Source organism: Janibacter sp. Soil728, from assembly GCF_001428305.1.
GTDB lineage: Bacteria > Actinomycetota > Actinomycetes > Actinomycetales > Dermatophilaceae > Janibacter.
The window spans coordinates 39,057-53,163 of record NZ_LMRZ01000004.1; the positions used below are offsets into that span (position 1 = coordinate 39,057).

Below are 14,107 nucleotides of genomic sequence, written 5' to 3' on the forward strand. Positions count from 1 at the left end.
CTGCCTCAACGGTACGGGCCGCCGGGTGCGGGAGTGATCCCGACCCGACGGCCCGTACCTTCAGTCACTGACGAGGGTCAGCGGTGCGACCTCAGTGCTGGGCGCCCTGGCGGCGACGCGCCAGGACGATCGAGCCCGCGCCCGCACCGGCGAGCAGGGCCCCGCCGAGGAGGAAGGCGGCCGTGTTGTTGCCGGCCGGCTCCTGGACGCGGGTGAAGCCGTCGGTCTGGACGACGCCCGGGGTCTCGGGACCCGTCGGAGCGTTGTCGTCACCGTCGTCGGTGCTGGTCTCGCTGTCGTCGGGGTTGACCCAGGGGGCGTAGTACTCGACGTTGCAGCCGCTGTCGGAGACGGAGCCGTCGTTGCCGTCAGCGTCGACGCAGTCCTGCGACACGATGCGCACGTAGCCGGTGCCCTCGGCGAACGAGAACTCCTTGGTGTTGGAGCCCTCGGTGACGTCCCAGCTGATGGTGCGCAGGACCTTCTTGTCCGCGTCGAGCAGGACGACGTCGATCGTGCCGGCATGGTCGGCCGTGCCGGTGATCGAGAAGTGCTTCTGGTCCGACGTGATCGGCAGGCTGCTCGGCTCGTCGAACCAGTCGTCGACCTCCACGGTCGGCTCCGGGGTGGTGGGCTCCGGGGTGGTGGGCTCCGGGGTGGTGGGCTCCGGGGTGGTGGGCTCCGGGGTGGTGGGCTCGTCGGTGACCGTGACCGTGTCGATGACCTTGCTACCCGAGTTCGGGACGTAGGTGCAGATCGACGCGATCGGGCTCAGGGTCCCGGTCTCGCCCGCGGCGTTGAAGCCGTGGAAGGTCGTGTTGAAGGTGTCAGGGGCGCTCACGGTGTAGCTGCCGGCCTGCGCGATCGCCGTCGACTGGGCCGTGCCAGTGATCGGCAGGTCGGGGGTGGAGTCCGTCACCCAGGTGCCGTTGGTGAAGATCGTGGTGCGCGGGATGGTCAGGTCGGTCGTGAAGTCGGCGCTGTCCGTGCCGTTGCTGATCGTGGCGACGACGCCCGGGATGTCCGCGGACACGTCCTCCCAGGCGAGAGCCCCCGCCATGCCGTTGGAGATGTTCTCGTTGAGCGTGACAGTGCCGCTCGGCGTGATCGTCAGGGCCTCGCCTGTGGTGGCGGTCTCCGGGGCGTCGGTGTCGAGCGTGACGTCCAGGACCTGCGGCCCGAGCGGAGTGGTGCACGAGTACTGCATCGTGGCGGCGGCCTGCGCCGGCACGGCCGTGGCGAGGCCCATCATGCCGAGTCCGGTGACGAGTGCTGCGCCCGCTGAAATGCGGGTCTTGAGGCGGTTGGCCATGTGTGATTTCCCCTTGAAGCTGTCCCTGCGGCCCCAGTGGCAGGCGCCGTCGCAGTGAAACTTACCGACTGCTGAGAAGGTACTCAAGGTTTTCTCAGACTTTTGTCAGCAGGCGGTCTTCAAGACACCGTCGACGGGCCGCCGTACCCATCTCGGCGCCTACTTGTCGACGTCCCCCACCACGAAGAACATCGAGCCCAGCACGGACACCATGTCGGCGACGAGGCAGCCGGGCAGCAGCTCGCGCAGGACCTGCACGTTGTTGAAGGAGGCCGAGCGCAGCTTCAACCGCCACGGAGTCTTCTCGCCGCGGGAGACGAGGTGGTAGCCGTTGAGGCCCAGAGGGCCCTCGGTCGAGGTGTACCGCTCGCCCTCAGGCACCTTGAGCACCTTGGGCAGGCGCTGGTTGATCGGTCCCCGCTCGAGGGAGCGCAACCGCTCCACGCACGCGTCGGCGAGATCGAGACTCACATGGGTCTGCTCCAGCAGGACCTCCAGCCGGGCCAAGGAGTCGCCTGCGGTGCGGGTGACGACCCGGCCGGGCCCCCCTTCGCCGAAGAGCTCGCCGTAGGACAGGTAGGGAGCATCACGACGCAGGTCCATGTCCACACCGCTCGCCCGGGCGATGGGCCCGGAGACCCCGTAGGCGCAGGCGAGCTCAGCGGGCAGGACGCCGATACCGCGGGTGCGCCCGTCAAGGATCTCGTTGCCGACGATCAGCGACTCGAGCTGCGGCATACGGGCGCGCACCGCGGCGACCGCCACGGCCACCCGGTCCAACCACCCGGCCGGCAGGTCCTCCTTGAGCCCGCCGACGCGGTTGAACATGAAGTGCATCCGCCCGCCGGAGATCTCCTCCATGACGGCCTGGATCTCCTCGCGCTCGCGGAAGGAGTAGAAGATCGGCGTCATCGCGCCGAGCTCGAGGGGGTAGGAGCCCAGGAACATCAGGTGGTTGAGCACCCGGTTGAGCTCGGCGAGCAGGGTCCGCGCCCAGGTGGCCCGCTCGGGCACCTCCATGCCGAGCATCGCCTCGACGCCCAGCACGACACCGAGCTCGTTGGCGAAGGCCGAGAGCCAGTCGTGCCGGTTGGCCAGGACGGTGATCTGGCGATAGTCGCGCACCTCGAAGAGCTTTTCGGCGCCACGGTGCATGTAGCCGACGATCGGGTCCGCCGAGATGATGCGCTCGCCGTCCAGGACGACCCGCAGACGCAGGACCCCGTGGGTCGCGGGGTGCTGCGGGCCGATGTTGAGCACCATGTCGGCACTCGCGAGGGAGCCGTCGCCCACCCCGACGTCGAGGGTCCGGGTGCCGTCGGGGCCCGGTGCGCTCGTCATGCCCGCCAGTATGCGTCAGCCCGGCACGCGGAGGGCGGTTTGGCACGATGGCCGGATGGCACGCGCGACGCGACGAGCAGGTGCGGGGCTGGTGGCCCTGACGCTCGGTCTCGGCCTGCTCGGTGGCTGCTCCGACACCTACGGCGAAGGGGAGAGCGCCACCGGTGTCGCGGCGGTCGAGTCCCCAGCGGTGCTGGACCCGTGGTTCGAGGCGGTAGGACGCGACGACCGCGCCGCGGCCCGCGTCGTGGTCCTCGGCGACTCCGTCAGCGAGGGGTACGGGCTGAGTGACCACCTGGAGCGGCGCTGGCTCGATCGGGTGCAGGCAGGACTGCGCACGCGGTCAGGCACGTCCGGCTGCCCGACGAGCGCCGGTGGGTGGTACGGCACCACCTCGCTGATACCCACGGACTACCGGGCACCGACACTGCCCGACCCGCTCGTCACGGGCCCGACCGAACCTGCCCCCACGCTGGGACCGGGGGGACGAGGACGCACCCTCGAGCCCGGCGGCGCGATCACCTGGACCGTCACGGCTGACTCCGTGGACATCGGCTATCGCACCCGATTCGCCGGCGGCCCCTTGCGCATCGAGATCGACGGGACCGTCCCCGCGCACGGCCTGGCGGTTCCTACCGACACCGACCCGAGGGCCGAACGCAAGGTGTGGTCGTCCGGCGACCTCGGCCCCGGAACCCACACCGTGACAGTGCGCAATGCCCTCCCGGCGACGAGCCCGACGTGGGCCACGGTCACGGACCTCACCCCCTTCCGCGGGGACCGGGACCGCTGCGTGCACGTCCTCGACGCCTCTCGGTCGGGGGTGTCGGCGCAGACGATCGCCCGGACGCCGACCTATCTCAGGGACTCGCTCTCCCTCGACCCCGATCTGCTCCTCGTGGCACTGGGGTTCAACGACCTGCGCGCGGACATCCCGGCTGCGCAGTTCGGCAGCAGCCTCGACTCGCTCGTCCAGCAGGCGCGCGGCATGGGGTACGAGGGCCCGATCCTGCTCGTCGGCTGGTTCGCCCCTCAGCACGTGCCGGGCCAACCCGCATGGTCGGCGTACCTCCGACAGATGCAGGCCAGGACGGTGCACGAAGGGGTGAGCTTCGTCGACCTGTCGGCGGTGCTCCCACCGGCTGACCCGAGCTCGCGATACTTCATCGACGGGCTGCACCCGTCGGCAGCCGGGCAGCCGCTGATCGCCGCCAGCCTGACCGAGATCCTCGCGCCGAACGGGGAGAAGGCCACCACGGGTGGCGCCTCATCCGACGCGTCGTAGGGCCCAGAGGAAGTCGCCGGCCCCTGATCCCGTGAGTGCCGAAGCGTGCGACGCAGCGGCGAGACCGGCGAGGTAGCGGGCCGGGTCGGTGCTGGCCAGCTCGAGCGGCGGCCGCGCGCCGTCGACCCCCAGCTCGCGCAGCAGATCCCGCTGGGTGCGCAGCTCGTCCGCACCGAGGGAGTCCATCGCCACGTGGGCGGTCACATCGCAGCTCCCGTCGGGCACCGGGGGACAGGCGCTGCCCTCGGCGAACCCGATGAGGGTCCCTGCGGTCGGGCGAGCGGCCACGGTGTGGCCGTAGTCGATGGCCACCACCAGCCCGGAGCCGGTGCGGGCGACCAGGGCGTCGAAGGCGGCGTCGCGGGTCCGGCCCACCTCGACCCGGTCGCCGGACGCGCGGGGGCCGGGCCAGCGCGTGTCGGACCACGCCCGGTCCTCGTCGGGGAGAGGGCCGCCGAGGGTCTCGATCCCGTCCTCGTCGACGAGGACGGTGCGCAGCACGCCGTCCTCGTCCGCCTCGGCGATCGGGCAGGGCACGACGTCGAGCCACTCGTGAGCGAGGACGAGCGCCTGTGCGGGGGAGTCGAGATCTGGCAGCTCTGCGCCGCCCGGTGAGCGCACCCACTCGATGCGCTTCGGGAGGTCGGCGGGTCGGTCGACCACGTCGACGCCGACCAACCGCACCGATGGATCTGCTTGTGCAGCAAGGCTGCCCAGCAGCTCGCCGCGCCCGCAGGCGACGTCGACGATCGTCGTGAGTGACTCCCTTCGCGCCAGCTCGAGGAGGGCGCCGGCCAGCAGGTCGGCGGCTGGCCCCTGGGCGGAGGTGGCGAAGTGGCCCGCCGGCCCCTCCGGGCGCCGGTAGAAGCCCGCCTCGCCGTACAGGGCCTCGCCCCACGCCTGCTCCCACGTCCGCACCATGCGCACGACCTTAAGGAGATGCGGCCTGGAATGCGCACGACCACAAGGAGATGCGGAAGGGGGGAGGACTGGCCGGGCGGGTACCGTCTGGCCGGTGAGCATCCCCGCCCCACCACCGATCCCCGCCCGACCGACCCTGCGGATCGGGGTCGTCGGCGCCGGTCGGGTCGGCGCCGTCCTCGGCGCGTCACTGCGCTCCGCGGGCCACGAGGTCGTCGCCGTCTCGGCCGTCTCCGAGGAGTCGCGCGATCGCGCCGACCTGCTGCTGCCGGGGGTGCCCGTGCTGCCCGTGCCCGAGGTCGTCCAGGCTGCCCAGCTCGTGATCCTCGCCGTCCCCGACGACGCCCTGACCGACCTCGTCGCCGGACTGCACGCCACGGACACCTGGGTGACCGGGCAGCTCGTGGCCCACACCTCGGGCAGGCACGGGCTGGCCCCCTTCGCCCCGGTGGCCGACCGGCTGCTCCCGATGGCGATCCACCCGGCCATGACCTTCACGGGGACCAGCCTCGACCTGCACCGGCTGACCGAGTGCTGCTTCGGCATCACCACACCGGAGGCGCTGCGTCCCGTCGCCGAGGCGCTCGTCGTCGAGATGGGCGGCGAGCCGGTCTGGGTGCCTGAGGAGTCCCGCGGTCGCTACCACGCGGCGCTGGCCCACGGCAGCAACCACCTGGTCACCCTCGTCGCCCAGGCGATGGAGATCCTGCGCTCGGCCGGCATCGACCCTGCGGACCGCGTCCTGCGCCCACTTCTCCAGGCCAGCCTGGACAACGCGCTCTCCTCCGGGGACGGGGCGCTCACCGGTCCCGTCGCACGGGGTGACGCGGGTACCGTGGCGGCGCACCTGAGCGAGCTGTCCACCCTCTCGGAGGACATCGCCCCCGCCTACCGGGCGCAGGCACGGGCGACCGCGCTGCGCGCCTCGCGCAGCGGACGACTGCGCGACGATGCTGCCCAGACCATCTTGACCACCCTCGACGAGGAGACCAGATGACCGCCGCCCCTGTCGTCGCCCGCACACGCGACGAGCTGGCACCCGCCCGCGCCGCCCTCACCCGCGGCGACGTCGCGGTCGTCATGACGATGGGCGCGCTCCACGAGGGGCATGCCCGGCTGATCCGCACCGCCCGCGAGCGAGCCGAGCACGTGATCGTGACGATCTTCCTCAACCCCCTGCAGTTCGGGCCCAAGGAGGACCTGTCGCGCTACCCGCGCACCTTCGACTCGGACCTGGAGATCTGCACCCGCGAGGGGGTCGACCTCGTCTTCGCGCCGACCCCGGACGTCATCTACCCGGACGGCGACCCGGGCGTGCGCATCTCCGCCGGGCCGCTCGGTGACGTCCTCGAGGGGCAGTCCCGGCCGGGCCACTTCGACGGGATGCTCACCGTCGTCGGCAAGCTCATGCACCTGACGCGTGGTGACCTCTTCTACTACGGGCAGAAGGACGCCCAGCAGCTGCTCCTCATCCGACGGATGGCGCGCGACATCGACTTCCCCGCGACCGTCGTCGCCGTGCCGACCGTGCGCGAGGAGGACGGGCTGGCCCTCAGCAGCCGCAACATGTACCTCTCCGACAGCGACCGGCAGACCGCGCTCGCGCTCTCCAGGGCGCTGCAGGCCGGAGCGGCCCAGGCCGAGGAGGGACCGTCGGCCATCCGTCGCGCTGCCCGTGGGGTGCTCATCGAGGAGCCCCTGGCGCTCGTCGACTACCTCGCGCTCGTCCATCCGACGACGCTCGACCACGTGCCCGAGTGGTACAAGGGCGAGGCCCTGCTCGCGGTCGCGGCCAAGGTCGGCAGCACCCGCCTGATCGACAACATTCCCGTGCTGGTCGGCCCCGGTGGAGGAGCGCGTGAGGTCTTCTCGGACAGCCCCGAGGCGGCGCCACGCGGGTGAGCCGTGAGGTTCTGAGAGACTGAACCTCGGTCATCCGCCGATCAGAAGGACATCCCCGTGCAGCGCTTCATGCTCCACAGCAAGATCCACCGGGCCACGGTCACGCAGGCCGACCTGCACTATGTCGGGTCGCTCACCATCGACATGGACCTCATGGACGCGGCCGGGATGCTCCCCGGCCAGCAGGTCGACGTGGTCGACGTGGACAACGGCAGCCGTCTGACCACCTATGCCATCGAGGGCGAGCGCGGCAGCGGCATCGTGTGCATCAACGGTGCGGCCGCCCGGCTCGTCTCACCCGGCGACATCGTCATCATCATCGCCTACGCCGCGATGGACGACCAGGAGGCGAGGACCTTCGAGCCCAATGTCGTCTTCGTCGACGGGGACAACAGGATCGTCGAGCAGTACCACGACCCCGGTGACGTGCCGGACGGCTTCGGGCTGAAGACCTCGGCCGTCACCCACCGCGAGCACCCGGAGGGCGCAGCAGGTGCATGACCCTGCGCCGGTCGTCCTGCCGCGGTACCTGACCTCCCCGACCCCGGGGTGGACGACCCGTGCGGACGTCCTCGTCGTCGGGTCCGGCATCGCCGGCCTGACCTGTGCGCTGCGGCTGCGCGAGCACGTCGACCGGGTCATCCTCGTCACCAAGACCGAGCTGTCCGCCGGCTCGACCAGGTGGGCGCAGGGCGGCATCGCCGCGGCGCTCGCTCCGGAGGACTCGCCCGAGGAGCACCTCGACGACACGCTCGTCGCGGGTGTCGGGCTGTGCGACGACGCGGCCGTGGAGGTCCTCGTCACCGAGGGGCCGGTCCGGGTGCGCGAGCTCATCGGTCTCGGGGCGCGCTTCGACACCGACGCGGCCGGAGAGATCACCCTCACTCGCGAAGGGGGCCACCACCGCGACCGCATCGCCCACGCCGGCGGTGATGCCACCGGTGCCGAGATCTCCAGGGCGCTCATCGCCCAGCTCGAGGCCGTGCGGGCCGACCCGGGCATCGAGATCATCGAGCACGCGCTGGTCCTCGACCTGCTCACCACGTCCGACGGGACGGTGGGCGGAGCCACGGTGCACGTCATTGGCGAGGGCGAGATCGACGGCATCGGGGCGGCCCACGCCCGCGCCGTCGTGCTCGCGACCGGTGGCCTGGGCCAGATCTACTCCGCGACGACCAACCCACCCGTCGCCACCGGCGACGGGATGGCCGCGGCGCTGCGGGCCGGGGCGGCGCTCGCGGACCTCGAGTTCGTCCAGTTCCACCCCACCGTCATGCATCTGGGCAAGGGCGCGACCGGGCAGCAGCCACTGGTCTCCGAGGCGGTGCGCGGCGAAGGTGCCGTGCTCGTCGACGAGGCGGGCGAGGCCTTCATGACCGGCCTGCACCCGATGGCCGATCTCGCCCCGCGCGACGTGGTCGCGCGCGCCATCCTCGAGCGCATGGAGGCGACCGGCACCGACCACGTCTACCTCGACGCGCGGCACCTCGGCGCAGACTTCCTCGAGCAGCGCTTCCCGACCATCGTCGCGCGCTGCCGCGAGCTCGGGATCGACCCGGCGACCGAGCCGATCCCCGTCGCGCCCGCGCAGCACTACGCCTCGGGCGGGGTGCGCACCGACCTGCGTGGCCGGACCAACCTGCCCGGTCTCTACGCCTGCGGCGAGACGTCGTGCACCGGGGTCCACGGCGCCAACCGGCTGGCCAGCAACTCGCTGCTCGAGGGCTTGGTCTTCGCCCACCGCATCGCCGAGGACCTCACGCAGCGGCTCACGGCCGGTGAGCTGCCCGCTGTTGATCTGCATTCCCCTATGGCAATGCAGGAGGACGGGGAGGCCGGTGTGCATTCCCCTAGGGCAATGCAGGAGGACGGGGAGGCCGGTGTGCATTCCCCTAGGGCAATGCAGGACGAAGGGGGGACCGGGCTGCTCGACGCCCGTCACCGCAGCGAGGTGCAGCGCACGATGACGCGCGGGGTCGGTCCGCTGCGCTCCGCGGAGTCCACCAGCCAGGCACTCGCCGAGCTGGCCACCCTGGCGGCGCTGCCCTCGGGCACCGCCGAGCCCGGTCCGCTCTCGTGGGAGACGACCAACCTGCTGCACCTCGGGCAGGCGCTGGCCACGGCCGCGCACCTGCGCGAGGAGACCCGCGGTGGTCACGTGCGCCGCGACCACCCCGAGCACGACGACGCAGGGTGGGCCGCCCATCTGCTGCACGTGCGCGACCCCGATGACGGCGAGCTCGCCGTCATCAAGCTCGACGTCGACCTCGCCTGGCCCGAGGCTGACGACGACGCAGACGAGGACCCGCAGGAGGGGATGCAGTGACCACGCCCGACTTCCCGATCGACGATGCCCGACGGCTCGTCGACATCGCGCTCGACGAGGACCTCGGTCCCCACGGGCTCGACGTCACGAGCACCGCGACGATCCCCGCCGACCAGATCGCGACCGGCCACGTCGTGGCCCGCGAGGCCGGAGTCCTCGCCGGTGCGCCGGTCATCGCCCTGGTGCTCGAGGGGGTCGCCACGAGGACCGGGGGGATCCCCCCTTCGCTCGACGTGCGGATCGCCGACGGCACGCGGCTGGTGCCCGGGGACGTCATCGCCGTCCTCGACGGACCGGCCCAGCAGGTGCTCATGGCCGAGCGGACCCTGCTCAACATCATGTCGAGGCTCTCCGGTGTCGCCACCCACACCCGTCGTTGGGCGGACGCGCTCGAGGGGAGCGGGTGCACCGTCCTCGACACCCGCAAGACGACGCCCGGGCTGCGCGTGCTCGAGAAGTACGCCGTTCGCGCCGGAGGTGGCACCAACAAGCGGATGGGCCTCTTCGACGTCGCGATGGTCAAGGACAACCACGTGCTCGCCGCCGGGGGAGTGGGCCCGGCCTACGCCGCCATCCGCGAGCGGTACCCGGACGTGGCCGTCGAGGTCGAGGTGGAGACGACCGAGCAGGCGCTCGAGGCGCTCGAGGCCGGCTCCCGCTTCCTCATGTGCGACAACATGCCCACCGACCTGCTGCGGGCGACCGTGATCGCCGCGCGGGCCTGGGCGGACGAGCGGGGCGAGGACGTCGAGATCGAGGCGACCGGTGGGCTGACCCTCGCCGTCGCCGCCGAGTACGCAGCCACGGGGATCGACTTCATGAGCGTCGGTGCGCTGACCCACTCCTCGCCGATCGTCGACCTCGCGCTCGACCTCGCATGAACATCCTGGGCGTCACGGGCCTGACCAAGGGATTCGGTGGGCGGTCCGTGCTCGTGGGTCTCGACCTGGAGATCGCCGCCGGTGAGGTCGTGGCCCTCGTCGGGCCCAACGGCGTCGGCAAGTCCACCGCCCTGCGGTGCATCGTGGGAGCGGACACCGCCGACGAAGGGGAGGTCCTGCTCGGCGACCACCGGCTCGACACCCGTCAGCCGCAGACCCGGCGTGCGGTGTGCGCCGTGCTGGGGGATCTCGGGATCCTCCCCGACCTCACGGTTGCCGAGCACCTCGACCTCCTGGCCCGCGGGCACGCCGTCGAGGACCCTGCTGCGGTCGTCGCGGGCGCGCTCGACGAGGCGCAGATCGACCACGTCGCCGACCAGCTCCCGGGGACCCTGTCGTCCGGTCAGGCCCAACGCTTCGCGCTCGCGACGGCCATGGTGCGGCCGTGGACGCTGCTCCTGGCCGACGAGCCGGAGCAGCGGCTCGACGACGCGGGACGGGCATGGCTCGGTGACTGGCTGGCTGGTCACGCCGCGACGGGCCGCGCTGTGCTCGTCGCCTGCCACGACCCGGAGGTGGTGCGGCGCAGCGGTGCGCGCATCGTGACCCTCAAGGGTGATGTCTGAGGTGAGCACCGAGTCGCTCACCGGTGACCGGCAGGCTGCCAAGGAGGTGCTGCGCACGCGACGCCGGGCGACCCACGCGCCCAGCCCGCTGCAGGTTCTCCAGGACTGGTACGTGGGCCTCTTCATCGCCGCGACACTGCTGACGATGCTCTTCGCCGCCACCGGGCCGGCCATCCTGCAACCCGACTGCGACACCGCCGTCTGCCTCGACGCCGGCGGCCATGACGTCGTCGCGCTCGTCGCGGCAGCGCTCGGCCTCCTCGCAGCAGTGGTCGGACTGCGGGCCGTCGGGCCGGTGTCCGCGGACCCTGGGCAGGCGAGCTGGCTGTTGTCCACGCCGGCGGACCGGGCACTCCTGCTGCGCGGCCAGGTCCTGCGAGTACTGCTCGTCGCGGTGGTGGCCGGTGCCTCGTGGGGTGTCCTCGTGGGGTTCGCCGTCGCCAGCGGGGCCGGCCTGAGTGCGGCCCCGGTCGTCTCCGTCGTCGCCTGTGCGGCCGTGGGCCTGCTCGTGTGCCTGCTCCTCACACCCATCACGCTGCGCCGGCAGGGCGGCTCCTTCGTCTCGGCGCGAGCCGCACGGGCCGTGCCCGACGGCGAGCTGGCCCGAGCCGGACAGGTGGTCCAGGCGGTGACTGCCGCGACACTCATGCTCGACACCGTGGCCCTGGAGGTGCTGGCCGCTCGCCGACGCCTCGCCCGACGCGGGAGGTACGCGAGCCGCCCCGGTGCCGGTGGCCCACTGCCGAGCATCCTCGTCCACGAGTTCCACGCACTCGCCCGCCGATCCCGACAGCTGCTCACCGCCCTGCTCTCGTGCGTGGGCGCGCTCGTCGTGGGCCTCCTCCTCGGGCGGCTCGCCGGAGCAGTGCTCGCGGCGCTGGTCGTCTTCGCGGTCGCCCGCACCAGTGCCGGCGGCCTGTCGACGTGGCTCACCACCCCGGGGCTGCGTCGTGCCCTCCCGGACCACCCGGGCGCCGTCGCGGCGGTCCTGGCGGTGCCCCCCTTCGTCATGGCGGTCGTGGGGTCGCTCATCGCGGTGGGTGCCCTCGGTCTGCCGTGGTGGGCCCCCGTGGCCTTCGCCTTCGCCGCGATGGCCGGGGCGATGCGCGCCTGCGACCCGCCGCCGGATCTCGGGGCTGCCTTCGCCACCCCCGGCGGAGCCGTCCACGTCGGGTTGATCCAGCGTCTCGTCCTCGGTCCCGACATCGTGCTCGCAGGCGCCGCGGTGGTGCTCATCGGGGCCGCGGTCGACCAAGGACCGCTCGCTCTGCTCGCCTGCGCCGGCCTCGCGGCCTGGCAGCTCCTGCGCCCACGGGACTGACGGGCGGCCGTCGGCCCGGCAGGGCACTGGCCGGCTGCGTGGCGAGCGCGACAGCGTGCGGATTCGGGGTCCGCAGAGGTCGCGGATATCGTGGTGACCCGTGAGTGACAACCCCACCGGCCCCCCCGTCGACGACGAGCTGCCCGAGCAGATGCGCATCCGTCGCGCCAAGCGCGATCGTCTGCTCGCCGACGGCCAGCAGGCGTACCCGGTCACGGTGGGCCGCACCCACTCCTTGGCCGAGGTCGACGAGGGTTGGCAGCAGCTCGAGACCGGTGAGGAGACCCAGGACGTCGTCACCGTCGCCGGCCGGGTGATGTTCGTGCGCAACACGGGCAAGCTCGCCTTCGCCGCTCTCCAGGAGGGCGTCGGGACCAGGTTGCAGGTGATGCTCTCCCTCGCCGAGGTCGGCGAGGAGTCCCTCGCGCGGTGGAAGGCCGATGTCGACCTGGGCGACCACGTCGCGGTCACCGGTCGGGTCATCCGCTCCCGCCGCGGCGAGCTCTCCGTCATGGCGACGGCGTGGACGATGGCATCCAAGGCACTGCGCCCCCTGCCGGTCCTGCACAAGGAGCTGTCGGAGGAGGCCCGCGTCCGTCAGCGCTACGCCGACCTCGTCGTGCGCCAGGAGGCGCGCGACATGGTGCGCCTGCGCGCCGGCATCGTGCGCGCCATCCGCGAGACCCTGCACGCGCGCTCCTTCATCGAGATCGAGACGCCCGTCCTGCAGCTGGTGCACGGCGGCGCGGCTGCGCGCCCCTTTGACACCCACATGAATGCCTTTGACCAGAAGATGTCGCTGCGCATCGCCTTGGAGCTGCCCCTGAAGAAGGCCGTCGTCGGTGGCATCGACAAGGTCTACGAGATGGGTCGCCTTTTCCGCAACGAGGGTGTTGATTCGACGCACTCGCCCGAATTCACCTCGCTCGAGGTCTATGAGGCCTGGGGTGACCAGTTCACGATGGCCGAGCTCATCAAAGAATTGCACCTGGCCGCGGCGAAGGTCGCCGGGTCCACCGTCGTGAGCACGCCCCTTGGTGACGCAGACCTCAGCGGTGAATGGCGCTGGCTCTCTTTCTACGACGGCTTGAGCGAGGCCGTCGGCGAGAGCGTTGACGTGGGCACCCCGCTGGAGCGCCTGCGCGAGATCGCCGACGCGAAGGGGGTCCAGCTCGACCCCGCGTGGGACGCCGGCAAGGCCGCCATGGAGCTGGTCGCCGAGCTCGTCGAGCCGACGTGCGTGCAGCCGACCTTCATCTGCGACTACCCCGCCATCGCGCAGCCGCTCGCTCGCCCGCACCGTGACAAGCCGGGTCAGATCGAGGCCTGGGACCTCTTCATCGGCGGCGTCGAGCGCGGTACTGCCTTCTCCGAGCTCATCGACCCGGTCATCCAGCGGGAGGTCCTCGAGGACCAGTCGCGTCGCGCGGCCGCCGGTGACGACGAGGCGATGCAGCTGGACGAGGACTTCCTGCGCGCCCTGGAGTTCGGCGCACCGCCCATGGGTGGTCTGGGGCTGGGCATCGACCGGCTCATCATGCTCTTCACCGGTGCGGGTATCCGAGAGACCATCCTCTTTCCGCATCTGAAGCCTGAGGCCTGAGATGGACTTCATCAATGAGTACTGGCCCTATGTGGCGGCATTGCTGCCCACAGTCGGTGTTGCCTTTCTCTTCTACTGGATCATTCGCTACATGATTGAGGCCGACCGCAGCGAGCGAAAGGCGCTCGCCAAGTGGAATGCAGATCACCAGGCGGCGGCTGACAAGGCGGGCTCTGGGGATAACTCGGGAGATTCCCCGAATTCATGACTATTGTGGGGGTCAGTCATTTACCTCACGATTGGAATTCCCATGGCGCAGCGTGTCCAGATCATCCTCGAAGACGACCTTGATGGCGGCGACGCCACCGAGACCGTCACCTTCGCTCTTGATGGCGTGACCTACGAGATCGACCTCAACGACAAGAATGCCGCGGCCCTGCGCGACGCGCTCGCCGGATATGTCGGCGCCGGTCGTCGGGTCTCCGGTCGCAAGAGCAGCGGGACCTCGTCGGCTGCTCGCTCCAGCAGCGGTGAGCTGAGCAAGATCCGTGAGTGGGCCCGCAGCAACGGCCACGACGTCTCCGACCGCGGGCGGATCAGCCAGAAGGTGCGCGACGCCTATGCCAAGGCCAACGGCTGAGTCACTCAC

Annotated in this window: 14 protein-coding genes; 11 read left to right on the forward strand and 3 right to left on the reverse strand. The window is 71.4% G+C overall.

The window, feature by feature from the left end; genetic code table 11:
• Positions 1 to 91 precede the first annotated feature (91 nt).
• Together ASG73_RS06940 and ASG73_RS06945 are read right to left on the reverse strand one after the other, a co-directional pair.
• On the reverse strand, positions 92 to 1,312 hold the full coding sequence (locus ASG73_RS06940; protein ID WP_055992950.1) for a DUF6801 domain-containing protein: 1,221 nt from the start codon (positions 1,310 to 1,312) through the stop codon (positions 92 to 94).
• Between the two features lie 159 nt (positions 1,313 to 1,471).
• Entirely contained in the window at positions 1,472 to 2,653 is a 1,182-nt protein-coding gene (locus tag ASG73_RS06945; RefSeq protein ID WP_055992953.1) for an NADH-quinone oxidoreductase subunit D, read from the reverse strand.
• Between the two features lie 55 nt (positions 2,654 to 2,708).
• On the opposite strand from ASG73_RS06945, the gene ASG73_RS06950 reads away from it, so the two are divergent.
• Positions 2,709 to 3,938, forward strand: coding sequence for an SGNH/GDSL hydrolase family protein (locus tag ASG73_RS06950; RefSeq protein WP_055992956.1), 1,230 nt, complete (start codon positions 2,709 to 2,711; stop codon positions 3,936 to 3,938).
• Here ASG73_RS06950 and ASG73_RS06955 read toward each other — a convergent pair.
• A complete protein-coding gene (locus ASG73_RS06955) occupies positions 3,921 to 4,859 on the reverse strand; it encodes an SAM-dependent methyltransferase (RefSeq protein WP_055992959.1) in 939 nt (312 codons plus the stop codon). The genes ASG73_RS06950 and ASG73_RS06955 overlap by 18 nt on opposite strands.
• A 94-nt stretch (positions 4,860 to 4,953) precedes the next feature.
• Between ASG73_RS06955 and ASG73_RS06960 the strand changes: the two genes are divergently transcribed.
• The 10 genes from ASG73_RS06960 (at position 4,954) to ASG73_RS07005 (ending at position 14,098) form a co-directional block, all read left to right on the forward strand.
• Positions 4,954 to 5,856 carry a Rossmann-like and DUF2520 domain-containing protein gene (locus ASG73_RS06960; RefSeq protein ID WP_055992961.1) on the forward strand — a complete coding sequence of 301 codons (903 nt, stop codon included), beginning with the start codon at positions 4,954 to 4,956 and terminating at the stop codon, positions 5,854 to 5,856.
• Entirely contained in the window at positions 5,853 to 6,761 is a 909-nt protein-coding gene (gene panC / locus ASG73_RS06965; protein ID WP_055992964.1) for a pantoate--beta-alanine ligase, read from the forward strand. Before ASG73_RS06960 ends, panC begins: the two co-directional genes overlap by 4 nt.
• A gap of 57 nt (positions 6,762 to 6,818) precedes the next feature.
• Positions 6,819 to 7,262 carry an aspartate 1-decarboxylase gene (gene panD / locus ASG73_RS06970; protein ID WP_055992967.1) on the forward strand — a complete coding sequence of 148 codons (444 nt, stop codon included), beginning with the start codon at positions 6,819 to 6,821 and terminating at the stop codon, positions 7,260 to 7,262.
• Positions 7,255 to 9,087, forward strand: a complete 1,833-nt coding sequence (locus tag ASG73_RS06975) for an L-aspartate oxidase (protein ID WP_055992970.1) — start codon at positions 7,255 to 7,257, stop codon at positions 9,085 to 9,087. The genes panD and ASG73_RS06975 overlap by 8 nt, the downstream gene beginning before the upstream one ends.
• Complete coding sequence (gene nadC / locus ASG73_RS06980) at positions 9,084 to 9,968, forward strand: carboxylating nicotinate-nucleotide diphosphorylase (protein WP_055992973.1); 885 nt, start codon at positions 9,084 to 9,086, stop codon at positions 9,966 to 9,968. Before ASG73_RS06975 ends, nadC begins: the two co-directional genes overlap by 4 nt.
• Positions 9,965 to 10,594, forward strand: a complete 630-nt coding sequence (locus tag ASG73_RS06985; protein WP_055992976.1) for an ABC transporter ATP-binding protein — start codon at positions 9,965 to 9,967, stop codon at positions 10,592 to 10,594. Before nadC ends, ASG73_RS06985 begins: the two co-directional genes overlap by 4 nt.
• Positions 10,587 to 11,915: a DUF6297 family protein gene (locus tag ASG73_RS06990; RefSeq protein WP_156466184.1), complete on the forward strand. Its 1,329-nt coding sequence runs from the start codon at positions 10,587 to 10,589 to the stop codon at positions 11,913 to 11,915. Before ASG73_RS06985 ends, ASG73_RS06990 begins: the two co-directional genes overlap by 8 nt.
• A gap of 151 nt (positions 11,916 to 12,066) precedes the next feature.
• Positions 12,067 to 13,518 carry a lysine--tRNA ligase gene (lysS, locus tag ASG73_RS06995; RefSeq protein WP_082567149.1) on the forward strand — a complete coding sequence of 484 codons (1,452 nt, stop codon included), beginning with the start codon at positions 12,067 to 12,069 and terminating at the stop codon, positions 13,516 to 13,518.
• 1 nt (position 13,519) lies between these two features.
• Positions 13,520 to 13,726, forward strand: coding sequence for a hypothetical protein (locus ASG73_RS07000; protein ID WP_055992983.1), 207 nt, complete (start codon positions 13,520 to 13,522; stop codon positions 13,724 to 13,726).
• Between the two features lie 42 nt (positions 13,727 to 13,768).
• Entirely contained in the window at positions 13,769 to 14,098 is a 330-nt protein-coding gene (locus ASG73_RS07005) for a histone-like nucleoid-structuring protein Lsr2 (RefSeq protein WP_055992985.1), read from the forward strand.
• Positions 14,099 to 14,107 lie beyond the last annotated feature (9 nt).